A 26099-nucleotide genomic window follows, 5' to 3' on the forward strand; every position below is an offset into this window, starting at 1 on the left:
TCTTGTTTCTGTTGAAAAAGCCTGCAAGCAGCAGGCTTTTTTTGTTTTGCAAATGTGAACAGTAGCAGGGCGGACATTTCTGGTTTATAGTAATCTCAATAAATACAAATGCCTAAAGCCAGTCGTCAGTTGGCGAAACCAGCGCTTGAAAGGGAAGAATGGATGAACTTTCGCACTTCATATCTTGTTGGCCTGATGGCCGCTTTTTTTGCCCTGAACCAAGGTACTCTCATTGAACCCGCCCATGCAGAAGGCCTGAAAATTACCGGCCCTGATGGTCAGGTGCGCCAACAGGTACGCCAGTATGGTCCGACTACGCCATCAGACACCTTCTGGAGCATTGCCCAGAAAGTCAGACCGGATTCCAGTGTCAGCATCTATCAGGTCATGGCCGCTATATTTGAGGCCAACCCGCACGCCTTCACCTCCAATAATTATAACAGCCTGGAACGGGGCATGATACTGCTGATCCCTTCCAAAGAGGTGATGCAGGCTATTCCCCAGAGTATGGCCAGAGCCCGTGCCGAGCAGGACGACAAGAGCTGGTCTTCCGGTAAGCCGCTAAAAGCAGATGATGGCAAAATTGAAACCGCCAAAGCCCCCGAGCGTGAAAGCCAAGCCGCAAAAGAGCCAACGCCGGCCACCCAAACTCCAACAGCGGCGCAGCCATCCAAGGTAGCTACAAGTGCCAAGGAAAACAGCGCGCAGCCGAAGGTCAGTGAGCCATCGACTGAGCCAACTCAAGTGGCTGCAGACAAATCGCCAGCCACCACAACCGAAAAAGCAGCCACGGAAGCAACTCCGGAAACGGCCGACGACAACAGCATTGAAGCGCTGCAGAGCCGCAATCTGAGCCTGACCGATGAACTGGGACGCGCGCAGGATCTGCTCACAGTGGCCAATACCGATAACCAAGGGCTGCAAGCGCAAATCGATGAACTGAATCAGCGTCTGTCTGTGTTGGAAGAATCGCTGCAGGCCAGCAAAAAGCAGGAGCAGCAACTCAAAGCTGAAAATGCTGAACTCAAGCAGCAACTTCAAGCTGCCAGTGCTACGGCTAATGAGCCGGACGACCTCTGGCGCAGCCTGATGGATAACCCGCTGTTACTGGCCCTGGCTGCGGCCATACCCGCGGTACTGCTGTTGTTATTGCTATGGAGCATGCTGCGCCGCAGACGTAAACAGAGTGATGCCCAAGCACCACAGACCGAAGCGGCTCCAATGGCTGCCGCGGCTGCCGCCGGCGCGGCTACAGCCGAGATGGCCAATGCCGACGACGAATTGGCGGTGCATCTGGATGATGATCCGGACGATTCCATTGATTCACTGCTGGATGTCGACAGCTCAGCGCTGCAGCCTGAGCCGGAAGTTGAGAGTGACAACGAGCAGATGGACATGGCGCAGGAGATGTTCATCGACTCGGGAGAGGGGGATGACGCCCAAGAGGCCGAAGATGAAGGCCAGTCCCTCGATGAGCTCTGGGCCGAAGCCATGGGCGAGCAGGAGTCGGGTGAGCAGGAAGAACCCGCTGAAGAAGACTTGGACTCACTGCTGGCCGGATTGGACGATACCGATAAACAGGAAACCATTCCTGAAGAGTTGCAGGCCGAAAGTGTTCCAGCATCAGAGCCTGAGCTCAGTGAAACCTTACCCGAAGATGTGACGGCTGCTTTCGACCAGAGCTTTGAAGCCGAGCTTGAACAGAATCTCAATCTCGAACCCGAAGAGCAGAGTTCCGAGCCTGAATTGGATACAGAGCTGCAGAGTTTGGATCTGGAGAGCCAGGCCGATGACAGCGCTGTAGTCATTGATGAGGATGAAGATCTCAGTGCCGCCATCGCTGCCGAATTGGCCGAAGATGAGCAGGCTGAAGAAACTCTGGATGAGACACAGGAAGCCGATCTCGATGCGCTGCTGGCCGGGTTTGACGTCAATGAAAACACAGAACCGCAAATTGAAGTCGGTACTCAAGTTGAAGACGATAGTAAGACTGAAGCTGAGGAAGATCTCAGCGCTGCCATTGCTGCCGAGCTGGATGAGGATGACTCAGCTGATACCGAGCTGGGCGAAGAAGCTGACATTGATGCCTTGTTGGCTGGATTCGACTCGCCGGCAGAAGAGAGCACTGAAACGGAAGACTTAAGTGACGCAATCGCCGCAGAGCTTGAAGATGACAATGTTGCCATAGACTCCAGCGATACAGAGGCAGACATAGATGCCTTGCTGGCAGGCTTCGATGACTTGGGCGATGCTGTCGAGACTCAGGAAGCTGAAGCAGAGCCGGTTCAAGCTGAGGAAGAGAGTGAAGATCTGGACGCCTTGTTGGCAGGGCTTGCGGATGACGTAATTGCGATAGATAACGCTGATGAGGCGATAGCTGAGACTGGCGAGGAAGATAGCTCAGAGGTTGAGTCTGATGATGCCACTGAGCGCAGCGATGCCGAATTGGATGCCATGCTGGCAGGCTTGTCGCAGGCTGAGGACTTGGATGAGCCTAAGAAGTCCGATGAAACCGATACTTTAGCCGATGAGAGCAGGGATACCGACAGCGCGCCACAAAGCGCTCAACGCAGCGACAAGGATTCCGGCTTCTTCGACGATCTCAAGGCCGGCAGCAAGAGCCATGATCCCCATATTCTTGAGTGGGAGCCCTCCGCACCCAAAGAGCCCTTGGTTGAGGAAGAGCCTTCAGCGCAAGAAAAGCAAGAGCCCTCAGCGCAAGAAGAGCCTTCAGCCATAGAAGAGCTCTTGGCTCAAGAGGAACTCTCTAATCAGGAACAGGCTGCTGATGTTGAAGACAGCGTAACAGATACCGAGCAGGCTCTGGATATTGACCTGGCCAAGGATACTGACGACAGTGACAAGAGCCTGAGCGACGATGACCTGTTGGCCGCTTTTTCTGAAAACGTTGCCAAGGAAGCCGAGGCGGATGAGGAATTCAGTCTCGAACTGGATGATGATGACTCGCTGGATCTCGAAGACCATAAACTGACAGTGGATGAAGCGCTTGCGGCCCTCGATGCCAAAGAAAAAGGCAAGGTGGCTTCCAGCATGGTGCCTGAGCACGATCTCAGCGCCTTCCAGAAGGAAAACGGTTTTATCGATATTGAGCGCCTGCTCAGTGAAGCCGATGAAGGCAACAGTGATACCGACCCCTACAAGGAGCTGGATGTGGATATGGGTGAGCTCGACTCCCTCGTTGGCGCCGCCGCTATGGTCGATGTCGATGATGAGGAAAACTCTGTCAATGCCAAGCTGGACTTGGCGCGGGCCTATATCGAAATCGATGACAAAGACAGCGCCAAGGCATTGCTTAAAGAGGTGGAGCTGGACGGCAACGCCCGCCAGCAAGAGGAAGCTGCAGCCCTTATAAAAACCTTGGGCTAGAGCTCAATCAATACTCAAACGGCGCCTGGAGCGCCGTTTTTTATACAGTCCGTTTATTGTCCGGGCTTTTTCTTGGAGGCGAATGCCCGCTCTGTGGTAGAATTCGCCGCCTTGAGATCAGGGGAGAAACAGATGCGTATCGCGTTGGGTATCGAATATGACGGCAGCGGCTATTATGGTTGGCAGCGCCAGGCCGAAGTGGATTCAGTTCAGGGGCAGTTGGAGCGGGCCTTATCCCTGGTCGCCAATGAGCCGATAGCACTGCAATGCGCCGGTCGCACCGATGCCGGGGTACACGCCACCGGGCAAGTGGTGCATTTTGATACTTCTGCCGTGCGTAAAGAAGGCGCCTGGACCCTGGGCGTCAATGCCAATCTGCCGGACAATATCGCGGTGCGCTGGGCCAAAGAGGTAGACGACAGTTTTCATGCCCGCTTTTCGGCAACCGCTCGCCGCTACCGCTATATCATCTACAACCACAATTTCCGTCCCGGCATTTTGCGTGGTGGCGTCAGCCATTATCACGGCGACCTCGACGAGCAGAAGATGCATCAGGCGGCCCAGTACCTGCTGGGCGAGCGCGACTTCACCAGTTTCAGGGCGATCCAATGTCAGTCGCGCACCCCGTTTCGCAATGTGCACAGAGTCAGTGTGACCCGCCAGGGCATGTATGTGATAGTGGATATCGAAGCCAATGCCTTTTTGCATCACATGGTGCGCAATATTGTCGGCTCGCTGCTGGAAGTGGGGCTTGGCAATCAGCCGCTGGATTGGCTGGGACAGTTGCTGGAGCTCAAAGACAGAACCCAGGCTGCCCCCACGGCCAAACCCAATGGCCTCTATCTGGTGCATGTCAGCTATCCTGAGCAATATCAACTGCCCAAGTTGGCCATGGGCCCACTGTTTATGCCGGACTGAAACCGTTAGCATGCTGTTGCCGCTACGCTTTTGCTTGCGGCAACATCAAGATTTAAGGGAAGAATCAAATGTCGCAATCATCCGCTCATCCGCATCAGCTACCGGGAGCCAACGCTCCTTTGTCTGTGTGGCTGGACTACCTGCTGGCCATTCATCCGACCGAAATCGATATGGGGCTCGAGCGGGTCACCCAAGTTGCCACCAGGCTCGGGGTGCTGTCACTGGGCAGCACCAAGGTGATCACAGTTGCCGGTACCAATGGCAAGGGCAGCACCTGCCGTATGCTGGAGCAGATCATGCGCGCGGCGGGTTATCGGGTCGGGGTTTACAGCTCGCCCCATATCATCAATTACAATGAGCGGGTGCGAATAGACGACGTCGATGCACCGGATAGCGACTTTATCTCGGCCTTTGAAACCATAGAAGCGGCCAGGGGGGACACCTCGCTGACCTTCTTTGAATATGCCACCTTGGCCGGATTACTGCTGTTCAAGCAGGCCAAGCTGGATCTGGTTATTCTGGAAGTGGGCCTGGGAGGCAGGCTGGATGCCACCAATATCATAGATGCCGATGTCAGTGTGGTAACCGCCATAGATCTTGATCATCAGGCGTATCTTGGTGACACCCGGGAGTTGGTTGGCCGTGAGAAAGCCGGCATCTTCCGTAAGAACCGCCCGGCGATAGTGGGCGATGCCGAGATGCCTGCCAGCGTAGTTGAGGTTGCCAATGAAAAGGGCGCCTTACTCAAGGCGGTAGGGCAGGCATTTTCCTACAAGCAAACCCGCACAGGCTGGGATTTTTGCGGTGAGCACTGGCAGTTTGTAGACTTACCCAAGCCGCAATTACCTCTGCCCAATGCCGCCACCAGCTTGGCTGCGCTGGAACAACTCTGGCCTGAACTCTCCGAAGCGGCGATTCGCTCAGGGCTCGCCAGTGCCAGGCTCAGCGGCAGAATGGAGCATATCAGTGAGGCGCCGCTGATTATTTTGGATGTGGCGCACAATCCCCACGCGGCCCGCTATCTGGCGCAAAGGCTGGATGAACTGCAGGCCAAGGGGCGAGTCTATGGCGTTTGCGGTATGCTCAAGGACAAGGATATCGAGGGCGTGATGCAGGCGCTGGCGCCTAGCATAGACAGCTGGTTGTTGGTGACGCTGCATAATGAGCGTGGTGCCGATGCCGGCCGTTTGCGAAAAGCCCTGCCGGATGGCTGTGACGCCCGGGAATTTGAACAGATGCCGGATTGCTGGCAATACCTCAAACCCAAACTCGGCGCCGAAGATGTGGTAATTGTCTTTGGCTCCTTTTACACTGTTTCGGGCTTTAAAGCGCTTATCTAAGGAAGGTGCGAACAAGTCCCATGTGTGCTCTGCGTTATCTGACTCAGGCAGGACCCGGCATGCCTTTAGTCAGATGCCTTGAACGCCAATTGCTGTGCAAGCCACTCTCTACAAAAGAGAAGGCCACGAGGACTTATTCGCACTATCCCTTATTGACTGGAAGGAAGATATTTTGTCGACTCAGTTTCATAACCGTCTGGTAGGTACCGTAGTATTGGTCGCCTTGGGGGTGATCTTTTTACCTGACATTCTCGATGGCAAGAAAGAGCGCCAGCAAGAGCAGTTCACTGAAATTCCGCTGCGGCCGGATACCGAATCGCAATTGGCGGAGCCGGGAGAGTTTGAAACCCTGGATGTCGCCGAGACTCTGGACTTGGCACAGGAAACAGACGAGCCTCAGGTTGAAGTCGAACCCGCTCCCGAGGTGAAAGCTACCGAAAACAGTGTTTCCAACACCGCCCAATCCAAGCCACAGGAGGTCAAAAAGACTCCTGAACCCAAGGCCAAACCCAGTGATGCAGCCTGGACTTTACAGCTCGGCGCCTTCAGTAACGCGGCCAATGTTAAAGCCCTGGTAGCCAAATTGCGCAAGGCCGGATTCAGCGCCTATACCTTGCCGGACAAGCCTGTGGACGGAAAGTTGACCCGGGTGTTTGTCGGTCCGGATGTCTCCAGTGATCGCATCAAACAGCAACAGAAGAAGGTTGAAGAGTTGACCAAACTCAAGGGTAAAGTGGTTCGCTATAACCCACAGGAAAGATGACAGTTTGCCCTGAGTCGGCAAGCAATTATTTACGCCCCGGGGGTGAGAATGCTTGCCTTCTCTGGTAGAATCCCGCCGACTTAAATCTTCACCGGATACTTCTACCCATGGTTTGGATAGATTACGCCATCATCATAGTTATCGGATTATCGACCCTTATCAGTCTGATCCGTGGTTTTGCCAAAGAAGCCATGTCGCTGGTGGTTTGGTTCGCCGCCTTTTTCATCGCCAGCCAGTTTTATCAGGACCTTGCCGTTCATATCACTCAAATCAATGATGAGGTGCTGCGAAACGGGGTCGCCATCGCCATCTTGTTTATTGTCACCCTGATAGTGGGGGCCTTGGTGAACTATTTGATAGGCCAGTTGGTCTCCAAGACAGGACTCTCGGGAACGGACAGAATTCTTGGCCTGTGTTTCGGTGCGCTGCGCGGCGCATTGATAGTCAGTGCCATACTCTTTTTTATGGATGCCTTTACCGGCGCGCCCAAAACCGATTGGTGGCAGGGTTCGCAACTGGTGCCCGAATTCGGGGTGGTTATCCAGTGGTTTTTTGACTACCTGGAAAATACCTCAAGCTTTGTACCCAAAATATAAAAAATACAATTATCAGAACATCTTACAATGAGGAAGCTTACCCATGTGTGGTATCGTCGGAATCGTTGGCCGCTCGGCGGTCAATCAGACCATCTATGATGCACTGACAGTGCTTCAACACCGTGGCCAGGATGCTGCAGGCATAGTGACTATCGATCAGAATGCCTTTCGCCTGCGTAAGGCCAATGGTCTGGTCAAGGACGTATTTGAACCCAAGCATATGCAGCGGCTGCAGGGCAACGCAGGCTTGGGCCATGTGCGTTATCCCACGGCCGGCAGCTCCAGTGCCTCTGAAGCCCAACCGTTTTATGTGAACTCTCCTTTCGGGATCTCTCTGGCGCACAACGGCAACCTGACCAATACAGTGCAACTGGCCGAAGGGCTGCGCAACAAGCGCCGCCATGTGAACACCACGTCCGACTCTGAAGTGCTGCTCAACCTGTTGGCCGATGAGCTGGACAAGACCGACAGCCTGACCTTGAGCCCGGATGAAGTGTTCGATGCCGTCTCCCGGGTGCACGCCGATACCCGCGGTGCCTACGCCGTGGTGGCCATGATTATCGGTCAGGGCCTGGTGGCATTTCGCGATCCTTTTGGTATTCGCCCTCTGGTGCTCGGCAAGCACGAGACAGCCTCTGGTACCGAGTATATGGTGGCCTCAGAGAGCGTGGCACTGGATGCCGTTGGTTTTGAAGTGATGCGCGATGTGGCTCCCGGCGAAGCCGTGTATATCACCACAGAAGGTGAGCTGTTTACCCGTCAGTGCGCCGAAGCGCCAAGCTATGCCCCCTGTATCTTCGAATTCGTTTACTTTGCCCGTCCGGACTCCACCATAGACAAGGTGTCAGTCTATGCCAGCCGGGTCAACATGGGCGCCAAGCTGGGTGAGAAGATCCGCAAGGAATGGTATGACCATGATATCGATGTGGTGATCCCTATTCCGGAAACCTCCTGTGATATTGCTCTGGAAATTGCCCGTGGCATGGATCTGCCTTACCGTCAGGGATTCGTGAAGAACCGCTACATCGGCCGTACCTTTATCATGCCGGGGCAGCAGGAGCGCAAGAAGTCGGTTAGACGCAAGCTCAATGCCATCAACGCCGAGTTCAAGGACAAGAATGTCCTGCTGGTGGACGACTCCATAGTGCGTGGTACCACTTCAGAGCAGATCATTGAGATGGCCCGTGAAGCTGGCGCCAAGAAGGTGTATTTCGCCTCGGCCGCGCCCGAGATCCGCTTCCCCAACGTCTACGGTATAGACATGCCAACCTCCAATGAGCTGATTGCCCATGGCCGTGATGCCGATGAAATCGCCCGTCTCATTGGCGCAGATGGCATTATCTTCCAGGATCTGAGCGACCTGGTGGAAGCGGTGCGAATGGAAAACCCGGATATCAAGCGCTTCGAAACCTCAGTGTTTGACGGCCACTACATCACCAAGGATGTGGATCAGGCCTATCTGGATCATCTTACCCAGCTGCGTAACGACGATGCCAAGGCCAACCGCAACAAGGATATAGGTACCAACCTGGAGCTGCATAACGTCTGCCATCCTTGATAAGTACTCTCTGATAAAGCCAACCCTTGAGGTTGGCTTTTTTCTGTGCCAGTCAGTATGCTGAGCCTCGACTCTTGATGGTGCAGGGAGAGAAGCACAATGGATAAGTACCGGGAAACCGTAGCAACCTTTGACAAAATGGCGCTTCCCTATCGGGATAAGTTTGCCGGCAACGATTGTTATGACTCGGCCCATAACCGATTTGCCTCCTTGCTGAAGCAGTATCAGGCCTGTGCCGGACGGCGCCTGCGGTTACTGGATATCGGTTGTGGCCCAGGGCATGTCAGCGGCATGTTGGCAAAAAGGGTGCCTGAGCTCGAGATAGTGGGTATAGATGCGGCGCCGGCCATGGTGGCACTTGCCAGTGAATTGTTACCCGAGGGACGTTTTTATCGGCTGGATAGCCGCGAGCTTGGTTGTCTTTCGTCGCTGCTTGAAGCTGATGCCGTGCAGGCTATCGCAACCTTAGATGTGCCTGAAAGTGCAGCTACGCCCCTAAGTCTTGGGGTTTCTGATGGCTCTAATACCCTTGATGACTTTAATGCCCTTGATGGCTTAGACACGCCAGAGGGTTTTGATGCAATACTTCTGCTCTTCATTACGCCTTATCTTGAACGTCAGGATGTGATTGCCTTACTGCAAGACTGCCGTGTGCTACTGAATGACGGCGGGCTCCTGTATCTGGCCTCCATGGAGGATGACTATCAAGCGTCCGGCTATCAAAGCTCCAGCGCAGGAGACAGAGTATTTATCCACTATTATCCCGAAGTGTTTTTCGTCAGTGAGTTGGCCGCGGCCGGGTTTGAGCTCATCGACAGCCTGCGTAAACCCTATCTGGAGCAGGGCGAGGTCAAGGCCACAGATCTGTTTCTCTACGCCAAAGCCGTGTAAAAACAAAGGCGCTTCAGAGGCTGATAGCGCCTGAGCTTTTCAGGTAAAACGCTTATTTTGTTCACTACTTTTTGTTCACTGCTTTTTATCACGACTGTTGGCTCGTGACTTTTCTTGTGGCTTTTTCTCGTGATTTTTTCGCATGACTTTTTCTCAGTTAGCGAGCCGTTTTGCGAACAAACTCCAGCAGGCGGTTATTGGCGGGCATGGCATGATCTTGACAAAGCTCAAGCCCCTGGGCTGCGGCCAGCATCAGGATCCACTCCTGATCGCGAATGCCGCTTTGTGGATCGCGCTGCCGTAACATGGCATCGAACACCCGGTTGGAGTTACTGCTGTAATCGCCTCGGTAGTTGAAGGGGCCATAGAGGCAGAAACGGCCGCCGCTTTGCAATACTTTGCCTATGCCGGTAAACATCGCCTCCACCATGGGCTGGCTCATGATATGCGCAGTATTGGCGCTATAGATGGCATCCGGCGCCGGCTCAGTTGCCGCCTGCGGCCAGGGTGAGCACACCTCCAGAGTGATTACCTCGGCCAGGTTACTCGCCGGGAGTTTGGCATGCCAGGCGCGGATCCCATCCAGATACTGGGGTTGATCGCTGCATTGCCACACCAGATGCGGCAACTGCGGGGCAAAGTAGACAGAGTGCTGACCGGTTCCACTGCCTATCTCCAATACCCTGCGGCAGCCTGAGAATGCCTGTTTGAGTATTTTGAGTATCGGCTCGCGGTTGTTTTCACAGGCTTGGGAGAAGGGCGCGGGTATCGAAGACATAAAAGATTTCCTGCAATCTTGCCGTCGTGACGGCTGAGTGAGTCTGGTGTTTTATTGTACTTACTTTATAACATTGCCAGAGGTTTAAATTATGGCAAGAAGAAGCATAAAAAAGCGCCCCTGAGGGCGCTTGGGTCGTTTTCAGTCTCAATCGACAGTCTTATTGGGCAGGCTTGAGATCTATGCGGTAGACGGCAAAGCCCAGCTCATCGGTACTCAGCTTGGTCATGGTCCTTTGCTGGTTGGCCTGGATGAAGTTGGCGGCCTTGTCACTGTCCTGAGTCGCAAAGCGGATATCCAGGGCAACAGCCGTATCTATACTCTTGAAGTCCCAGTTATAGTCGGCAGTGGGGTTGACCATGGCGTCATACTTGTCGGTTTCAGGATTGTATTTGGACTGCTCTGTGATGTAAGCCGCCAGAGCTTCACGGTTGGTGTCCGGCAGTTCCAGTACCACGTGCTCGCTGCCGGTGCCGGCAAACTTTCCGCCAAAGGCGCGGTAGTTGTTGGAGGCGACGATAAATTCCTTGGCCGCCAGGTTTTCACCTGTATAGACAGTGCCTTCGCTGTCGGTGAAGGCCAGATCCACAATTCGCGAGGCATCGGCATTGACCAGAGCACAATCCCGGTCGAATTTGCTCGGCTGTGTCACGTCTATCTTGTAGGTCACGCCATCGATAACATCAAAGTTATAGGTGGGGTGGTTATAGTTCACCAGCTCCTGCGGCTCAGTGCTGGCAGGATCTATCTGGTTGAACTGGTTGGCTGAACACTCGAGCCAGTCTTTCAGCTCGGCGCCGTTTAGCTTAACCGCTACCATAGTGTTGGGGTAGAGGTAGAGATCGGCGGCGTTCTTGAAGGTCAGCGGCCCTTTGTCCACCATTACATACTGATCGGCATCACTGGTGGTGCTATGGCGGCCACCGGCCTTGAACGGCGCGGCTGCAGAGAGCACAGGCAATGACTTGAGTGCTTCCGGCAGCTTGGCCTTGACGTTGGCTATCTGGGCGTCGGAGACAATCTGCACAGTCGGGTCGTCCTGCACCAGCGTCAGGAAGCTGAACATGTCGGCGGCAGCTACCCCGATTGGCTGCTCGACAAAGGCGATGGTGCCCTGGTGTTCCAGCTCAACCGCATCGTGAATGTCCTTATCGGCTTCCACCAGAGGTGTCTTGTTGGCACCGTCATAGATAGGGCGGGCCTCAGTGCGGGCCGAGAGCACAGTCCACTTGCCGTCTTTACGTTGCAGTTTGAAGTCGACCAGGCCCATGTTGTCGCCCCAGCGACCCGGCATCACGGCGGGGACACCGTTAAGCAGGCCTTTTTCCACATCTGTGTTGGGCAAGTCGGCATAGCGGGCATCGGGGAAGATGGAGTGGCTGTGGCCGAACATGATGGCATCAATGCCGTCGACATAGGTGAGGGCATAGGTGGCATTTTCGGCAGCAGGATCGCCTGGGTTTTCGGTGGAGCCAATGCCTGAGTGCGGAATGGCGATAATGATATCGGCGCCTTCAGCCTTCATTTGCGGCACAAATTTCTTGGCGCTCTCCACTATGCTCTCGGCGCGTACCTTGCCGGTGAGGTTCTGCTTGTCCCACAGCATAATTTGCGGAGGCACGAATCCTATATAGCCAATCTTGAGCTTGTGACTGTTGCCGTCAGTGTCCTTAACCTCGGTTTCCTTGATGAGATAAGGGGTAAACAGGTTGTCACCTTTCTTGAGTCCCTTCCAGCAATCATCGGCATCACAATAGACGTTGGCGTTGACATAGGGGAACTGGGCGCCGGCGAGGGATTTCTCCAGGAAATCCAGGCCGTAGTTGAATTCGTGGTTGCCTATGTTACCCACGGCATAATCGAGCAGGTTCATCGCCTTGTAGGCGGGGTGCACTTCGCCATCGGCGATACCGACCTTGGCCATATAGTCGCCCATGGGGCTGCCCTGCAACAGATCGCCGTTATCGACCAATACTGTGTTGGTGACTTCTTTGCGGGCGGCATGGATCAGGCTGGCGGTACGGGCCAGACCTATAGTAGGGTCTTCCTTGCCGCTGTAATAGTTGTAATCCATGATGTTGGTGTGCAGATCTGTGGTTTCCAAAACCCGCAGATCCACGCTCACCGTTGGCTCATCCTTGTTGTCACTGCCACAGGCACTGAGACCCATTGCGGCGGCAACCGCCAGTGTTACTAATGTTTTAGTTTGCATTGTTTACTACTCTTGGTTTTTATTATCGACCCCGGGAGATTATCCCGTCCATCATCCGGTTAAATCACTGTTAATCATGTGATTAATCTGGTTAACCAAGGCGCAGTATACCCAAAGGCGGCGACACTTATGTGACATCGGCCGTTAAAAACGGGTGACAATTTGTGACAAGTGGCAAATAAATGTCCGTTGACTGTCCCGGTTGTTCAAAACTTGTTCCAGTGACCGCAAGAGGCCCGACTTTGGCGCTGGATTTCTGCTCAGTCATGTCGGCCCCTCGGGGGAGGGCAGAATTTCTTACAGTTAAGTCATTGTCCAAATAGCGGAAGAGTTGTTAAGGTAATGGCGGGAATCAACAGGGCTGTTGCCCCGCCGAGACAGGTGTCCCGGGTATTCAATCATAACTAAGCAATAGCCTGCCGTTAATGGAGTCAAGATGCGTAAGACATTAATCGCCACCGCCATAGGCGCTGCACTGGTGCTGAGTGCCTGTGCCGAACAGCAAACCAATGAAACCGTCAGCAATGCCCCGGCCAAAGAAGCGAGCCAAAGTATGCCAGAGGCAAAAAGTACCGAACAAACAGCAAGCAATGTGCTGCTAAGCCCAAGTCCGCTGCAGTATCATGCCCCGCAGTTCGACAAGATAAAAATCGCAGACTATCTGCCGGCCTTTGAAGCCGGGATCAAGGAACACAACCAGCAAATTGCCGGCATAATCAACAACAGCGAAGCCGCTTCGTTTGATAACACCATAGTGGCGATGGAAAAGACCGGCGCCATTCTCAATCGTACTTCCAGGGTCTTCTTCAATCTGGCCGGGTTGATCTCCAACGATGAGTTTCAGGCCATTCAAGGGGAAATCGTTCCCAAGCTTACCGAACACAGCGACAATATTTTCCTCAATCCCAAGTTGTTTGCCCGGGTTGAAGCTGTCTACAACCACAAAGATAGCCTGAGCGCGCAAGATCAGCGTCTGGTGGACTTCTATTACAATCAGTTCGTCCGTGCCGGCGCCAAATTGAGCGAAGCCGACAAGACCCAAATGCGTGAGCTCAACGGTGAGCTGGCCACATTGTCGACCGAGTTTTCGCAAAACATTCTCAAGTCGTTCAAGGATGATGTGATCCTGGTGACCGATAAGGCGCAGCTCAAAGGCTTGAGTGAGGATGAGATAGGCGCCCTGGCCAACGCCGCCAAGGAAGCGGGTAAAGAGGGTTACCTGATAAGCCTGGTGAATACCACCCGCCAGCCACTGCTGTCGAGCCTGGAAGACAGAGGCCTGAGAGAGAAAATTTGGCAGACTTCGGCCAATCGCGCCATGGCCAGCAATGGTCCTATCGTACTCAAGCAGGCACAGTTGCGCGCCGAAAAGGCCAAACTGCTGGGTTATGAAACCTGGGCTGACTATGTACTGGCCGATCAGATGGCCGGTAATCCGGATGCGGTATTTGCCATTTTGGATGACCTGGCACCCAAGGCCGTTACCAAGGCTAAGGCTGAAGGCAAGGATATCCAGGCGCAAATCAAGGCTAGTGGTGCCGACTTTGAGCTGCAGCCATGGGACTGGGCCTTCTATGCCGAGCAGGTTCGCAAGGCCAAATACGATCTGGATGAGAGCCAGATCAAGCCCTACTTCGAATTCAATACCGTGCTGAATGACGGCATGTTCTACGCCATGCAGAAGTTATACGGCATCACAATGAAAGAGCGCAAGGATCTGCCGGTATGGCAGGAAGATGTCCGCGCCTGGGAAGTATTCAACGAAGACGGCAGCTCTATCGGGCTCTTCTATCTGGACCCTTACGCCAGAGTAGGCAAGAACGGCGGCGCCTGGATGGATGAGTACGTGACCCAAAGCTTCCTTTTGGATAACAAGCCTGTGGTGTACAACGCGCTCAATATTCCCAAGCCGGCCGAAGGTCAGCCTACGCTGATGACCTTTGATGAAGTGACTACCATGTTCCATGAATTTGGCCACGGCATTCATGGTTTGTTCTCGCAGGTGAAATACCCAAGCCTTGCTGGTACTGCTACCCCGAGGGACTTTGTTGAGTTCCCATCCCAGGCCAACGAGGATTGGGCCACAGATCCGGACGTTTTGGCTCACTATGCCAAACACTACAAAACCGGCGAGCCAATTCCGCAAGCCTTGCTGGAAAAGGTGCGAGCAGCGGCTACCTTCAACCAGGGCTATGACACGGTAGAGTATCTGGCCGCAGCGCTGCTTGATATGGAGTGGCACTCACTCAAGGCCGGTGAACAAGTGGCGGACGTTAAATCCTTCGAAGCCAAGGCCCGTGCCAAACATGGCCTGGATTACGCGCCTGTGTTGCCACGTTACCAGTCGACTTATTTCAGCCATGTATTCGGTGGCGGCTACTCGGCCGGATATTATGCTTACCTGTGGACCGAAGTGTTCGCTGCCGACGCCTTTGCCCATACCATGGCAGAAGGTGGCCTCAAACGAGCCAATGGTGACAAGTATCGTCAGGCAATTCTCTCCAAGGGGAACAGTGAGGATCTGATGCAGGACTACATCCAGTTCCGCGGCCAGAAACCCACAGTGGATGCGCTGCTCAAGCGCCGAGGCCTGGTAGACTGAAACCTTTGATAACACCCGCCAAATGGCGCAACGTAGTTCACTTAAGCGAAGCTGCCTTGTGATTAACAGGATATCGGGTCTTTGATATTTTTACCGCCCTAGGCCGATTTGGCTTAGGGCGTTTGTCTATAAAAAGGATGGACAAGTCTCCTCGCAGACTGTTTAGACGCTTCGGCGTATTACCTGGTGACACCACTTTGCTCATGACTTTGAGCTGACTTGCGATGAACTGACAAGCGTACTTAAAGCTGATTTCATTGGGCATTCGACCATGCTCTACTGCCGCTTGGCTCGCTTCTCGTCTCACCAAGTTATAACCAAAGTCGGCAAAGCAGTTTTGAATAGACATAAAAAATCGGAAACCTACAAACAGGTTTCCGATTGTCTCTCATCAGGAGGATCGGTCAACCGATCCTTATCTGATCTACGTTGCGCCAAATGGCGGGTGTTTTTTATCCCTCAAATAAGATGATAAAAGCTATGGAAGCAATTCGTTATCCCATCAAGGGCAGTTGCCAGTGCGGCGCTGTCAGTTATCGCTTGTTGGCGCCGCCGCAGATGGTGGTGGCCTGCCACTGCAAGGAATGCCAGAAACTGTCCACCAGTGCCTTCAGCATCACGGCGATTGTCAGAGCCGAAGATATAGAATTCAGTGGCGAACTGAGCCATTGGCAGCGTGGTTCGGCCAGCGGTAATATCAGCGCCGCCAAGTTTTGTGGTCGCTGCGGCAATCGTATCTATCACTACAACCCGGCAGAGCCGCAGAGTATCAAGCTCAAGCCCAGTAACCTGGAAGATACCCGTATCATTCAGCCGAGTGCCCATGCCTGGGTCAGTGAAAAGCAGGACTGGTTTGTTATCCAGCCCGGAGTCAAGCAATACACCGGTCAGCCTTGAGAAAGCCCAGCCCTGATAAAGGCCAGCCTTGATAAAGAACTAAAAAAGCCGTTCACTGAGTGAACGGCTTTTTGATTGCGCTGCTGGACATTGCTAATCCGGCAAGCGTTTATTCCGCCAGCAGGCCGCGACTGCGCAGCAGTGGCTCAATGGCGGCTTCCTGACCACGGAACGCCTTGTAAAGCGCCATAGGATCTTCACTGCCACCGCGCTCAAGGATGTTACTGCGGAACGCCTTGGCGGTAGCCGGGTCAAAAATACCGTTTTCCTTGAAGGCCTCAAAGGCATCGGCGCCGAGAATGTCAGACCAGATATAGGAGTAATAACCGGCCGAATATCCTCCGGAGAAGATGTGGCTGAAGTAGGTGGAGCGATAGCGCGGCGCTATCTCAGAGATCAGCCCCATATTGCTCAGCGATTGCTGCTCGAAGGCGGCCGCATCCTGAGGTTCGGTGACGCTGCTGCTGTGCCAGTCCAGATCCAGCTTGGTGGCTGCCATGTATTCCACCGTGGCGAAACCCTGGTTGAACTTGCTGGCGGCGCGGATCTTGTCTACCAGGCTCTGGGGGATCACCTCACCGGTTTGATAGTGCTTGGCAAAATGCGCCAGCACATCCGGTTGAGTCATCCAGTTTTCCATCACCTGTGACGGGAACTCCACATAGTCGCGGGGCACGGAAGTGCCGGACTGGGAACGATACTCCACCTTGGACAGCAAGGCGTGCAGCGCATGGCCGAATTCATGGAACAGGGTACCTGCTTCATCGAAAGTCAGCAGCGTCGGCTCATCGCCACTGGGGCGAGGGTAATTGAGTACGTTGACTATGATGGGCTGCTCGTTGATGCCATCGACCACCGCCTGGCGGCGATAGGCATTGGACCAGGCGCCGCCGCGTTTGCTGTCACGTACATAGTAATCGCCAAAGAAGATACCGATAACGCTGCCATCTTTATCTTTCACCTCGAAGGTGCGTACATCCGGGTGATACTTGGGCAGATCGTCACGCTCGGTGACACTGATGCCATAGAGGCGGTTGGCGGTGTAGAACACGCCCTTGAGGGTGTTTTCCAGCGAGAAGTATGGCTTGGTCTGCTGTTCGTTAAAGCTGTACTTGGCGACGCGTATCTTGTCGGCATAGTACCACCAGTCCCAGGCGGCCAGTTTGAAGTCCTTGCCTTCGCTGTCGATAAGCTTTTGCATCTCGGCCTTTTCGGCTTCGGCCTGGGCCAGGGCGGCGGGCCAAATTTTATCCAGCAGGGCGTAGACATTTTCCGGAGTCTTGGCAGTACGCTCTTCCAGCACATAGTGGGCGTGGCTCGGATAGCCCAGAAGCTGGGCTCGTTTGGCTCTAAGAGCCGCCAGCTTTGCCAGCACCTTCTTGTTGTCGTGGGCGTTGTCGTTGTTACCGCGCTCGATATAACCCTTGTAGAGTTTTTCTCTCAGCTCACGATTATCGGCATAGGTCAAAAACGGGGTGACGGAGGGGCGTTGGGTGGTAAATACCCACTTGCCGGGATGGCCGCGCTTGATGGCCGCCTGGGCGGCAACGTCAATCACATCCTGCGGCAGACCGGCCAGATCGGCCTGCTTGTCTATCACAAGTTCAAAGTCGTTGGTTTCTGCCAGCACATTATCGCCGAACTCCAGGCTCAGCTTGCCAATCGCTTCATTGAGCTTTCTAAGCTCCGCCTTACCGGCGTCATCCAGGTTGGCACCGCCGCGGCTGAAGCGTTTGTAGGTGTCTTCGAGCAGTTTCTGTTGCGCCGGGTTAAGTACCAGCTGATCTTTTTGCTGATAGACAGTCTTAACCCGCTGAAACAAGGCGTTGTTCAGGTAAATATCATCGCGGCTGGAAGATAACAGCGGGGATACTTCCTTGGAGATCTTCTGCAGCTCGGCAGAGGTGTCGGCGCTGGTGAGGTTATAAAACACCCCAGAAACTTTGGTCAACAAGGCGCCACTGCGCTCCATGGCTTCTATGGTGTTGGCAAAGTCAGCGGCGGCCGGATCATCTATGATGGCCTGAATCTCTGCCTTGCGCTCGGCAATCCCTTGTTTGAAGGCCGGCAGGTAATGCTCGGACTCGATGCGATCAAAGGCGGGGATTTCAAGGTAAGTATTCCAGGGCTGGAAGAAAGGGTTGTCCCGGGTTTGTTCGGCCTTGGCAGCGGCTGGGTTTGTGCCTGTGCCATTCTTGAGAGCAGGCGCTTGGGTTTGGGCAGATGTGTCGCTCTGGGATACAGGCTGGTTGTCGCAGGCGCTCAGTGTCAGCGCCAATCCCAGGGCCAGAGCCACTGGAGAGAGGGTCATTCCCTTCATTGTTATTCCTCTATGCTGGTGTTTATCTCCCGTATGGCGCGGCGGGCCGCGCCGAAGCCGTCCTTAGTAACATGCCGTATTGAAAAAGGCCAATTTTGTCCTGTTTAGTTTGTAACAAAATTTAGCGAATGCAGTATCGAAACTGTATCTGTGGCACACTCTCAGGCCTTTGATAATAAAAGATAACAAAAGCCACCCTGCCATGATGATAAGAACACTTTCCCGTTTATCCCTGTCGCTGTCCCTGTGCTTGTTTGCTCCTTTTGTAAGTGCAGAGAGCGGCCTTACGGCTCAGCCCTCGAGCCAGGTTTCAAGCCAGACTTCAAGCGTAAGCGCTGCCCAAGGTACTGAGTCTGCAACGAGTAAAGTCTCGCCACTGTCGAAAACCTTGGCCCAGTACAGCCTTGACCGCTACGGCAGCGAGATGGAACAGAGCCTCGCCGAGTTGGTGCACTTTAATACCGAGGCTATTCCAGGGTTGACACCCGACACCAATCCGGAATTCATCGGCTTCAAGCAGGCGCTCAAGGCCCAGGCTGAGCAGTTGGGGCTGGATTATGCCGATCACGGTTATGTGCTCTTGATAGGCCTTGGCGAAGACAGGGGCGGCGGCGCTAATAAGCTTGGCATCATTACCCACGGGGATGTGCAACCGGCCAATTCAACGCTTTGGCACCAGAGTCCCTATCAACTGGATACTCAATCGCAACCGGGCAAGCTGATAGGCCGCGGCACCGAAGATGATAAGGGGCCGATAGTCACCGCCATGTACGCCATGAAGGCGCTCAAGGACAAGTCGGTAAAACTGAATCGCCGCATTGAACTCATGGTATATCTGGCCGAGGAGTCGGACTGGGAGCCGCTGAAAGTGTTTCTCAAGGACTATCAAGCGGGGGATATGAATATCACCATAGACGCCGAATATCCTGTAGTCACCGCCGAGAAGGGCTGGAGCCAGATAAAACTCACGATACCTGAACCCAAAGTCAAGGCACCTAATTTCGATAAACCGCAGCTGCAGCATTTCAGCGGTGGCTCCTTTGCCAGTCAGATCCCCCAGCAGGCCTTGGCCCTGATCCGCGGAGCCGACAGCGCCATGGTCAGCCGTTTGCAACGCGCCGCAGAGTCCCAGCAGGGGATGCGCTATGATTTTACCCTGGATTTCGACAGCCTGGAGATCGCCGCCAACGGTAAATCGGCCCATTCCTCAACCCCTGAAGATGGTGTCAATGCCGTGACTCATCTGGCTGCGCTGTTGGAGTCTGAGACATTCGCGCCGAGCCAGTCGGCATTAACCCTGGTATTTATCAATGAAATGATAGGCTTGGACCTCTATGCCGAGCGCTTTGGCGAGCTGGGCTATAGCGATGATTTTATGGGGCCTATGTCGCTGGCGCCGACTGTCGTGGAGTGGGGACAGGGGGGTACCAGCATTACGCTTAACCTAAGGCGCCCCATAGGCAAGAGCCCGGAAACCTTGGATAAACAGCTGTCCGCGGCGCTGGCCGGTTGGCAGCAATCCCACGGCGTGACTCTGGTCGATGTCAGCAGCTATTGGGGCGAGCCCAAGGTGATGGATAAGGCGCCGCATCTGCAAACCCTGCTCAATGTGTTTGCCGAGTTTACCGGTATTGCCGACCCTAAACCTGTTGCTATTGGCGGCTCCACCAACAGTAAACTGTTTCCCAATGCCCTCAGTTTTGGTCCGGCCATGCCGGGTGTCGAGTATACAGGCCACAGTGAACATGAGTTTATCACCCGCGAGCAGTTGCAGCTGAACCTTAAGATGTACACCGCTGCCATGGTGGAGTTGGCGGTAAACCCGGGGTCATAAGTCTAGGGAAGGTGCGAATAAGTCCCATGTGTGCTCTGCGTCGGCTTACAGGCCTGAATGAAAGGGGGGCGCAGCAAATGGCCCTAGTCCTTTGCAATACTTCCCTAAGCTGCCGAGATAATCGCTCTTGAGTAAAAGTAAAGTCATGCGGACTGGGAGTGGCGCCATCATCACAGGGCGGTGCTTTATACTCTTAAACCGGGCCCTGCTCCAGGCAGGGCACTTGTTCCAAAGCCTGATCCCAAGCGGCGCGCGTCTGACAAAAAATGTGCGCCTGGGGAGTCAGGCCCGGCTCATCGTCCAGGCTGCCTGCGGGTATTTGCAGCAGGTGGCTACCTTTGACCGCTTTGGGCAGCGCCGAGCCGCAAACGGCGCAAAAATGGCGGCTGTGGCGGGTACCGGGCAGGGTAAACGCAGTAATGGCGTCCTGGCCACTGAGCCAGGTTAACTCGGCGCTGTCTGAAAACAGATTGGCACTGTGAGCCGAACCTGAATCCTTGCGACAGCGACTGCAATGGCACAAAAAGAATTGCTGCAGCTCAGCGCTGATTTCAAAACGAACCTTGCCGCAAAGGCAACTGCCTCGATAGAGCTTCATGCTCCCTCCTTGGTGTTGATAGGTTATTCCCTTTCGAGCCCGTCCCAAAATCTTGGCAGCCGCTCCAGGCTCCCTGGCTCAAGGAATAAGCAAACGAGTTTATTCTAATGGGATGGACCGGGAAACAGTAAATCCTGTTGGCACCATAACCAGCGCGATTTTGCACCCAAAGAAGCGGCTTTGGCCTTCGGGAAATCTTCTTGTAATCTGTGACTTGCTTGGGTATGGTCGCCATAACTATCAATGAGATACAGTACAAGCTCCCGGGGTATTCAAGGATGTTTCAGTGACGAAAAGGATTGTCGGTTTCGCGGTAGCTATCGCCGATTGAACTCAAGGTTCGGCGCGCTCTCTTGTTTACTCATTACCGGATGTTGATTCTCCAGCACATCAAACTCGTGCGCCTGGGTTATGGTGATGATTTGAGCTTATCGCTTATCCATGTTTGCGGGTTTGCAGGCCCTATATCTATGACAATGATTGGCAGATTTGAATGGATTAAGGGTTTTTGACAGTTTTATCAGTTCAGGAATAAAAATGGATAATTATTTTGTGTATTTCGGTGTTGCCATGGCCACCATTCTCTTGCCTGGGCCAGCGGTGATGCTGACCGTCAACAACTCGATTCAACGCGGCTTGCTCAAGACCTTTGCCGGTATCTTTGGGGTCGCACTGGCTATTTTGTTTGTTGCCTTGATCTCGGCCACCAGTTTGGGGGTTGTGTTGGCCAGTTCAATACTGGCCTTTACTGTAATTAAGTTTATTGGCGCCGCTTATCTTATCTATCTTGGCCTGAAAATGTTCCGAGCCAAGGGTGGTGGCACCAGCAGCGCTTATTTACAGCAAGGCAGCGCTCGCAAGTGTTTCGCCGAAGGATTTTTAGTCTCCATCTCCAACCCCAAGGCGATCGTGTTTTTTATGTCGATATTCCCGCAGTTTATCGACCTGCAGCGGGAATACGCTCCTCAGTTTGCCTTACTCGCCGCAACCTTTAGTGGCTTGGTGATCCTTATTCACACTCTGTATGCCCTGTTTGCTTCCATTGCCAAGACCAAGCTGGCTTCCGGCAAGGGAAGCTCAGTGCTGAATAAGCTAAGCGGCGGCGTCTTTGTCTGCTTCGGCATTGGCCTCGCCGCATCAAGCCGCTAGTGTCACAGGGTTTATGGCATGAGCTTTTAAATAGGATGATCTCAAGCGGGTTGTTGGTATCTTCAACAAGCTTGCAGAATAAAAGGGATTTATGAAGAAAATCATAGTGGTATCAATTGCGCTGTTGCTGTCAGGCTGCGTAACTCAAGTCGATAAGTTTTCCTATCTGAAGCAATGGAATGACAGCTGGCAAGCATGTGATCGTCAGGGCAAGACATCGACACTCACATTCCCCGCCAGCCCTTGGTTCACCGCTCTGGCACGTGAAGACAAGATAGCAGTGTTGATTTACCTGAATGAGTTAAAAGACTATCAGTGTACTGAGGATGAAGCACTGAGACTCAAAGCGGTACTCGCCGATGCCGATATCACCACACTCAACGACTTGCTCAAAGGTTTTATCTATTTTGAGGCGCCGGACAAAGAGGCGATACAACACCTGGATCAGAGTCAGGTTGAGGCGCTGGCAAAGGCTATCGACGGGCCTTTTAACCCGCTGAAAGTGGCTGAAGATTTAGGCATGCTACAGCCCTGAGTGTTCAGGCATCACAGGCGTGGCATTTAGAGGCAAAACCACCAAGAGCCAAGCTACAACAGGGAGGTTTTATGGCGCTTATTTATGAGGTTCAGGTTCGGGGAGCGGCCAAGGTGCTGGTACATGAAGTCAGCTCCCGAGCGGCCGCCGATCTATTGGTTTATCGAGTCGACAGCCGCGGCGCTACACACAATCAGGATAGTCTCTGGTGTCAGGTGGCGAGCCGCTCAATGGCTACGTCACTCATTCATTGGGTCAGCCATCGTGGCGCGGCCGATCTGCTGGTGTATTTTGTCAGCAGCCGCGGAGCCAGTGGTTGGCAAACTCAGCACCCGCTCAAAGGCCGTTTGTAACCCGGCTGCTTTTAAATCCAGGTAAAGAGGATGCCGGAAAGGTGAAAGAATGGATATTGAAAAACAGCTTTGGCTGCTCTGTGCGTTTTCATAAACCCGAGTTGGACACCAGCGGTTGGCTTGAACACTATTGCGTGACTATCTCGGGAGAAGGCATGCAGGCAAGTGTGAGGGTGGAAAATCCTCCCTACGGACGGAACCCGGCGGATTTCTTTGAGGAGCTTGCCCGGCAGTGGCAGGGTTGGCAAGGCGAGCAAAGCTGGGCTGCCATAGAAGGTGAATACAGTCTTGTGGCAACGACAGATGCCTGTGGCCATCTGCTATTGACCGTCAGCCTTTTAGCCAAAGGTGGTTTTCCTGCCTGGAGCGCCGAGGTGAGCCTGGCGATAGAAGCCGGGCAGTTGCAGGCATTGGCTATGAACGGCAAAGATTTCTTTTATCCCGCGCCGGCCGGCCTTTGAATGCCCTTTAAAGACGTTTTACTGACAAGGATTTCCATGAGATTCGTATTTTTGCTTTGTGCCTTGCTGTCGCTGACTGTATTGGCCGAAGAGCAGCGTTTTACACTTGCGGCCGGGCTTATCGATGAAGCCGTGACAGTTCAGATTGCTTTGCCCGAGAGTTATCGACATTCAGACAGTTTTCACTACCCCTTGCTGTTGGTACTTGATGGTTCGACTCAGTTTCATCATGTGGCATCCAGCGTCGGCTTTCTGAGCACATACGCCATAGTACCGGAAATGATAGTGGTGGGCATAAGCACCCGCGACAGACTCAAGTACTTTACTCCCACAGAGCCGAAAGATTTCGCCGCAAGGGCGGGAAAGGCTGATGTTTATAACCGTTTTATCGCAGAGGAACTGCTGACTACATTGAGTGAACGTTACCGTCTGGCGCCTTACCGGATGATATTTGGCCACTCTTTGGCCGGGCTTTACAGCAGTTATCAGGCGCTCGGTCCGGCATCTTCCTTCAATGCCGCGATAGCCATTAGTCCCAGCCTCTGGTGGGACGATGGTGCCTTGATTACAGATTACGACAAATACCAGACTCGCGAGCGCAAAGCGCCTATGCGCTGGTTTCTCAGTATGGCGAGTGAGCCAGGCGAGATGGCGCAGGCTTTTGACGCCATGCTGCAAAAACTGGAAACCAAGAAGCCGTCAAAGCTACAGGTTTTCAATGCCCGTTTTGCCCGAGAAACCCACGACAGCACTCCCTTGATTGGCAATGTCGAGGGGCTTAAAGCCATCTTCAGTGGCTGGAACGCGGTACCACAAGTCGATGCGATGTCGCTGCAACAACTGCAGGCGTTCTACAGGGGAAAAACTGCCGAGTATGGCTATACCTTTCCGTTGTCGGCACATCAATTCAATGTATACGGCCTAAAGGCCGCCTATGAGGGCCAAGCTGCCTGGGGCGTTGCCATATTGGAGCAAGGAGTAGAGAAATTCGCTCGCTCGGAAATCCTTTGGGACAGCCTGGCAACGGCCTATACGCTTAACCAACAGCTCGATAAGGCAATGGCGGCTTCTATCAAGGCGCTGCAATTGGCCAGGCTGCATGGTTCGGTTTTTCTCGAAGAGATTATGGCTCAGAACCGGGCGCTTGAGCAAAAACTGAGTCAGCCCTAACTCAGGTCTTTTACCTACCAAGCCCGGGATTTCCCGGAGAAAATTTACACCTGTTATGAGAGGAATGCCGTGTTTCGTGGATTAAATGAGATAAAACAACATATTGAAGAAGGCAATCTGGACTATTTGCGCCAGCACATGCCGAAAGCCTGGTCCCAATATATGTTCAAGATAGAGAAAGACCCGGCCTGGCTTGAGATCATCTCTTATCTCAGAGCGAACGCCGTTATCAAGGACTATCAAATCTATTACCTTATGTATTGCCGTGTGGCGTATTATTCCGAGCCGAAGCAGTTTACGCCGCTATTTGACATCATCAAAGTCAACGGCCCGGATGGCAGCTTGGTCGAAGACGACCCTGAACATCTTTACCAGCTGTGTCACGATGTTTATCTCGGTTTTATTAGCGCGTTTATTTCAGTGGGTGGCCGCTTGGACCATAACCGGTTGTTGGAATTGGTCTTTGCAGGAGAGTCTGACGCTTACGCCATTTTTAATTTTCTACTGCCCAGATACGCCTTCTCCCATAAGGCACTGGCTACGGCGGCGGCCTGTTTGTTTTACAATGAATACCATTTGAATGGAGCCGGTGAACAGGCTTTGGCTGCCTTGCTAAGTCGGGGCATAGCGTTGGATTACTGCTTTGATGATGACAGTGAATTCGGCGAATATGCTTGCTTGGCGGCATTGATCTTCGGTCACAACCCAAAAAGGTTTAACCAGCGGTATGCCGATGGTGTCGAGCAGGCGCTTGTCGACAGTTTCGATTGGTCGTTCTTGCTTACCGAGCATGAACTGACTCTTGAGCATATTGAAGCCCTTAAGCTGTTGTCCCGCAGCGCTGCGTTACCCATAGATGAGATTGGCGAGTGCCTGTTAGAAAGAGAAGATGAAGCACTGCTGGCTGCTTTTGACTCCCTGCGCTGATGTCTTAGGCTGAAGAACTCTATCAATCACGGCGCGAATGGCCGTTGAGGCTGTGAGCGGGAAACTCTGGGTGTTGCAAGAAACTGCCGACTTTCAAGGAGCGAAAAAGTATGAATCTACTGCTGCTCAGTAATCACCAAAGCGCAACCGGCCATAAGGCGCTAGCGTTTGTTATTGAGGCTTTGGGGCTTAAAGGACAAGTCGGTGGTTACATAGGTTCAGAGCCTGATCCCGAGGGGGATTTCTACCGGGCAACACAGGCGTTTTATCAAGGCCTTGGCATAAACCTCAACACCTACCTGGATTTTGAACGGGGTTTTAACGACACTGTGATGCAGACGTTACTGGATAAGCCTTTAGTGCATCTCTCGGGCGGGGATACTTACCGTTTTTTGCGCGGCTTGCATAGTCGCAATCAACAGCAGAAACTCAAGAGCTATGCTGCATCCGGACATCTCTTGGTTGGTGTCAGTGCCGGCGCCATGCTGCTGACCGCCAACATAGAAACCGCGGCGCTTTGTGGTGACAGCAATACAGTGGGCCTTGAAAACCTGAAGGCGCTGTGCTTGGCCGACCTTTTATTTGTGCCCCATGTGGTTCATTCGCAGAGCCGAGACCAATCCCATGGCCTCAGCCAAAAACAGCGTGCAAAGCAATTGGCTAAGCGGCATGGTTTGCCCGTTTATCTCTGCTCGGATGAAGACGCGCTGGCCATTATTGATGGCCGACTTCACTGTTTTGGCGCGCCGGAGATCATCATGCCAGAGGCTATCGCCTGAGCCCCGCAGTGCAGCAGTGCCCGTTCATCGT

Annotated in this window: 21 protein-coding genes and 1 pseudogene; 17 read left to right on the forward strand and 5 right to left on the reverse strand. The window is 53.5% G+C overall.

The genetic code is table 11. The annotated features are described in order from the left end of the window. Positions 1 to 162: 162 nt before the first annotated feature. The 7 genes from ON072_RS10435 to ON072_RS10465 all read left to right on the forward strand — a co-directional run bounded on the left by ON072_RS10435 (position 163) and on the right by ON072_RS10465 (position 9453). Positions 163 to 3387: a FimV/HubP family polar landmark protein gene (locus tag ON072_RS10435; RefSeq protein WP_261752437.1), complete on the forward strand. Its 3225-nt coding sequence runs from the start codon at positions 163 to 165 to the stop codon at positions 3385 to 3387. Positions 3388 to 3519: 132 nt separating this feature from the next. Continuing rightward, entirely contained in the window at positions 3520 to 4305 is a 786-nt protein-coding gene (gene truA / locus ON072_RS10440) for a tRNA pseudouridine(38-40) synthase TruA (RefSeq protein WP_025889040.1), read from the forward strand. Between the two features lie 68 nt (positions 4306 to 4373). Next, complete coding sequence (gene folC, locus ON072_RS10445) at positions 4374 to 5645, forward strand: bifunctional tetrahydrofolate synthase/dihydrofolate synthase (protein WP_261752438.1); 1272 nt, start codon at positions 4374 to 4376, stop codon at positions 5643 to 5645. 172 nt (positions 5646 to 5817) lie between these two features. Next, a complete protein-coding gene (locus ON072_RS10450; RefSeq protein WP_044734295.1) occupies positions 5818 to 6408 on the forward strand; it encodes an SPOR domain-containing protein in 591 nt (196 codons plus the stop codon). A 107-nt stretch (positions 6409 to 6515) separates the two neighbouring features. Beyond that, on the forward strand, positions 6516 to 7004 hold the full coding sequence (locus tag ON072_RS10455; RefSeq protein WP_025889046.1) for a CvpA family protein: 489 nt from the start codon (positions 6516 to 6518) through the stop codon (positions 7002 to 7004). Between the two features lie 43 nt (positions 7005 to 7047). After that, positions 7048 to 8562, forward strand: a complete 1515-nt coding sequence (gene purF / locus ON072_RS10460) for an amidophosphoribosyltransferase (protein WP_025889048.1) — start codon at positions 7048 to 7050, stop codon at positions 8560 to 8562. A gap of 99 nt (positions 8563 to 8661) precedes the next feature. Continuing rightward, a complete protein-coding gene (locus tag ON072_RS10465) occupies positions 8662 to 9453 on the forward strand; it encodes a class I SAM-dependent methyltransferase (RefSeq protein ID WP_144168431.1) in 792 nt (263 codons plus the stop codon). Between the two features lie 157 nt (positions 9454 to 9610). Here the strand turns inward: ON072_RS10465 and ON072_RS10470 are convergent, their stop codons facing one another. Beyond that, the gene (locus ON072_RS10470) at positions 9611 to 10231 is read right to left on the reverse strand and encodes a DUF938 domain-containing protein (RefSeq protein ID WP_144168430.1); all 621 of its coding nucleotides are present in this window, start codon (positions 10229 to 10231) and stop codon (positions 9611 to 9613) included. Between the two features lie 160 nt (positions 10232 to 10391). Next, a complete protein-coding gene (locus ON072_RS10475) occupies positions 10392 to 12443 on the reverse strand; it encodes a bifunctional 2',3'-cyclic-nucleotide 2'-phosphodiesterase/3'-nucleotidase (protein WP_167714738.1) in 2052 nt (683 codons plus the stop codon). 436 nt (positions 12444 to 12879) lie between these two features. Here ON072_RS10475 and ON072_RS10480 point away from each other — a divergent pair, with 436 nt between their 5' ends. Next, entirely contained in the window at positions 12880 to 15045 is a 2166-nt protein-coding gene (locus tag ON072_RS10480) for a M3 family metallopeptidase (protein ID WP_208242131.1), read from the forward strand. Positions 15046 to 15082: 37 nt separating this feature from the next. Here the strand turns inward: ON072_RS10480 and ON072_RS10485 are convergent. Next, positions 15083 to 15364 (reverse strand): annotated as a pseudogene (locus ON072_RS10485) (IS4 family transposase); the annotation flags it as partial. Between the two features lie 161 nt (positions 15365 to 15525). Between ON072_RS10485 and ON072_RS10490 the strand changes: the two are divergent. Further along, positions 15526 to 15942, forward strand: coding sequence for a GFA family protein (locus ON072_RS10490; RefSeq protein WP_208242132.1), 417 nt, complete (start codon positions 15526 to 15528; stop codon positions 15940 to 15942). 109 nt (positions 15943 to 16051) lie between these two features. Here the strand turns inward: ON072_RS10490 and ON072_RS10495 are convergent, their stop codons facing one another. Beyond that, a complete protein-coding gene (locus tag ON072_RS10495) occupies positions 16052 to 18262 on the reverse strand; it encodes a M3 family metallopeptidase (protein WP_208242133.1) in 2211 nt (736 codons plus the stop codon). Positions 18263 to 18464: 202 nt separating this feature from the next. Between ON072_RS10495 and ON072_RS10500 the strand changes: the two genes are divergently transcribed. Further along, on the forward strand, positions 18465 to 20096 hold the full coding sequence (locus ON072_RS10500; RefSeq protein WP_261752439.1) for a dipeptidase: 1632 nt from the start codon (positions 18465 to 18467) through the stop codon (positions 20094 to 20096). Positions 20097 to 20289: 193 nt separating this feature from the next. On the opposite strand, the gene ON072_RS10505 is transcribed toward ON072_RS10500, so the two are convergent. After that, positions 20290 to 20694 carry a GFA family protein gene (locus ON072_RS10505; protein WP_144437485.1) on the reverse strand — a complete coding sequence of 135 codons (405 nt, stop codon included), beginning with the start codon at positions 20692 to 20694 and terminating at the stop codon, positions 20290 to 20292. 537 nt (positions 20695 to 21231) lie between these two features. Here ON072_RS10505 and ON072_RS10510 point away from each other — a divergent pair. The 7 genes from ON072_RS10510 (at position 21232) to ON072_RS10540 (ending at position 26068) form a co-directional block, all read left to right on the forward strand. After that, positions 21232 to 21843, forward strand: coding sequence for a LysE family translocator (locus ON072_RS10510; protein ID WP_261752440.1), 612 nt, complete (start codon positions 21232 to 21234; stop codon positions 21841 to 21843). A 91-nt stretch (positions 21844 to 21934) separates the two neighbouring features. Further along, positions 21935 to 22378: a hypothetical protein gene (locus ON072_RS10515; protein WP_219013687.1), complete on the forward strand. Its 444-nt coding sequence runs from the start codon at positions 21935 to 21937 to the stop codon at positions 22376 to 22378. Positions 22379 to 22449: 71 nt separating this feature from the next. Continuing rightward, positions 22450 to 22731, forward strand: a complete 282-nt coding sequence (locus tag ON072_RS10520; protein ID WP_025010474.1) for a DUF6150 family protein — start codon at positions 22450 to 22452, stop codon at positions 22729 to 22731. A 41-nt stretch (positions 22732 to 22772) separates the two neighbouring features. Further along, positions 22773 to 23192, forward strand: a complete 420-nt coding sequence (locus tag ON072_RS10525) for a DUF6228 family protein (protein ID WP_208149347.1) — start codon at positions 22773 to 22775, stop codon at positions 23190 to 23192. A 36-nt stretch (positions 23193 to 23228) separates the two neighbouring features. Next, positions 23229 to 24362, forward strand: coding sequence for an alpha/beta hydrolase (locus tag ON072_RS10530; RefSeq protein ID WP_219013686.1), 1134 nt, complete (start codon positions 23229 to 23231; stop codon positions 24360 to 24362). A 69-nt stretch (positions 24363 to 24431) separates the two neighbouring features. Continuing rightward, positions 24432 to 25289, forward strand: a complete 858-nt coding sequence (locus tag ON072_RS10535) for a hypothetical protein (RefSeq protein ID WP_274626048.1) — start codon at positions 24432 to 24434, stop codon at positions 25287 to 25289. Between the two features lie 110 nt (positions 25290 to 25399). Then, positions 25400 to 26068 carry a Type 1 glutamine amidotransferase-like domain-containing protein gene (locus ON072_RS10540; protein ID WP_219013684.1) on the forward strand — a complete coding sequence of 223 codons (669 nt, stop codon included), beginning with the start codon at positions 25400 to 25402 and terminating at the stop codon, positions 26066 to 26068. Positions 26069 to 26099: the final 31 nt, after the last annotated feature.

This window comes from Shewanella sp. K8 (genome assembly GCF_028823715.1).
GTDB classification, from domain to species: domain Bacteria; phylum Pseudomonadota; class Gammaproteobacteria; order Enterobacterales; family Shewanellaceae; genus Shewanella; species Shewanella algae.

Excerpts from the sequence above, each read along its gene's own strand:
- ON072_RS10475 (WP_167714738.1), bottom strand. The coding sequence starts at position 12,443 with ATGCAAACTAAAACATTAGTAACACTGGCGGTTGCCGCCGCAATGGGT.
- ON072_RS10540 (WP_219013684.1), top strand. The coding sequence starts at position 25,400 with ATGAATCTACTGCTGCTCAGTAATCACCAAAGCGCAACCGGCCATAAG.
- ON072_RS10480 (WP_208242131.1), top strand. The coding sequence starts at position 12,880 with ATGCGTAAGACATTAATCGCCACCGCCATAGGCGCTGCACTGGTGCTG.
- ON072_RS10500 (WP_261752439.1), top strand. The coding sequence starts at position 18,465 with ATGATGATAAGAACACTTTCCCGTTTATCCCTGTCGCTGTCCCTGTGC.
- ON072_RS10505 (WP_144437485.1), bottom strand. The coding sequence starts at position 20,694 with ATGAAGCTCTATCGAGGCAGTTGCCTTTGCGGCAAGGTTCGTTTTGAA.
- ON072_RS10490 (WP_208242132.1), top strand. The coding sequence starts at position 15,526 with ATGGAAGCAATTCGTTATCCCATCAAGGGCAGTTGCCAGTGCGGCGCT.
- truA (WP_025889040.1), top strand. The coding sequence starts at position 3,520 with ATGCGTATCGCGTTGGGTATCGAATATGACGGCAGCGGCTATTATGGT.
- ON072_RS10435 (WP_261752437.1), top strand. The coding sequence starts at position 163 with ATGAACTTTCGCACTTCATATCTTGTTGGCCTGATGGCCGCTTTTTTT.
- ON072_RS10455 (WP_025889046.1), top strand. The coding sequence starts at position 6,516 with ATGGTTTGGATAGATTACGCCATCATCATAGTTATCGGATTATCGACC.
- ON072_RS10495 (WP_208242133.1), bottom strand. The coding sequence starts at position 18,262 with ATGAAGGGAATGACCCTCTCTCCAGTGGCTCTGGCCCTGGGATTGGCG.
- ON072_RS10530 (WP_219013686.1), top strand. The coding sequence starts at position 23,229 with ATGAGATTCGTATTTTTGCTTTGTGCCTTGCTGTCGCTGACTGTATTG.
- ON072_RS10520 (WP_025010474.1), top strand. The coding sequence starts at position 22,450 with ATGGCGCTTATTTATGAGGTTCAGGTTCGGGGAGCGGCCAAGGTGCTG.
- ON072_RS10510 (WP_261752440.1), top strand. The coding sequence starts at position 21,232 with ATGGATAATTATTTTGTGTATTTCGGTGTTGCCATGGCCACCATTCTC.
- ON072_RS10515 (WP_219013687.1), top strand. The coding sequence starts at position 21,935 with ATGAAGAAAATCATAGTGGTATCAATTGCGCTGTTGCTGTCAGGCTGC.
- purF (WP_025889048.1), top strand. The coding sequence starts at position 7,048 with ATGTGTGGTATCGTCGGAATCGTTGGCCGCTCGGCGGTCAATCAGACC.
- ON072_RS10470 (WP_144168430.1), bottom strand. The coding sequence starts at position 10,231 with ATGTCTTCGATACCCGCGCCCTTCTCCCAAGCCTGTGAAAACAACCGC.
- folC (WP_261752438.1), top strand. The coding sequence starts at position 4,374 with ATGTCGCAATCATCCGCTCATCCGCATCAGCTACCGGGAGCCAACGCT.
- ON072_RS10465 (WP_144168431.1), top strand. The coding sequence starts at position 8,662 with ATGGATAAGTACCGGGAAACCGTAGCAACCTTTGACAAAATGGCGCTT.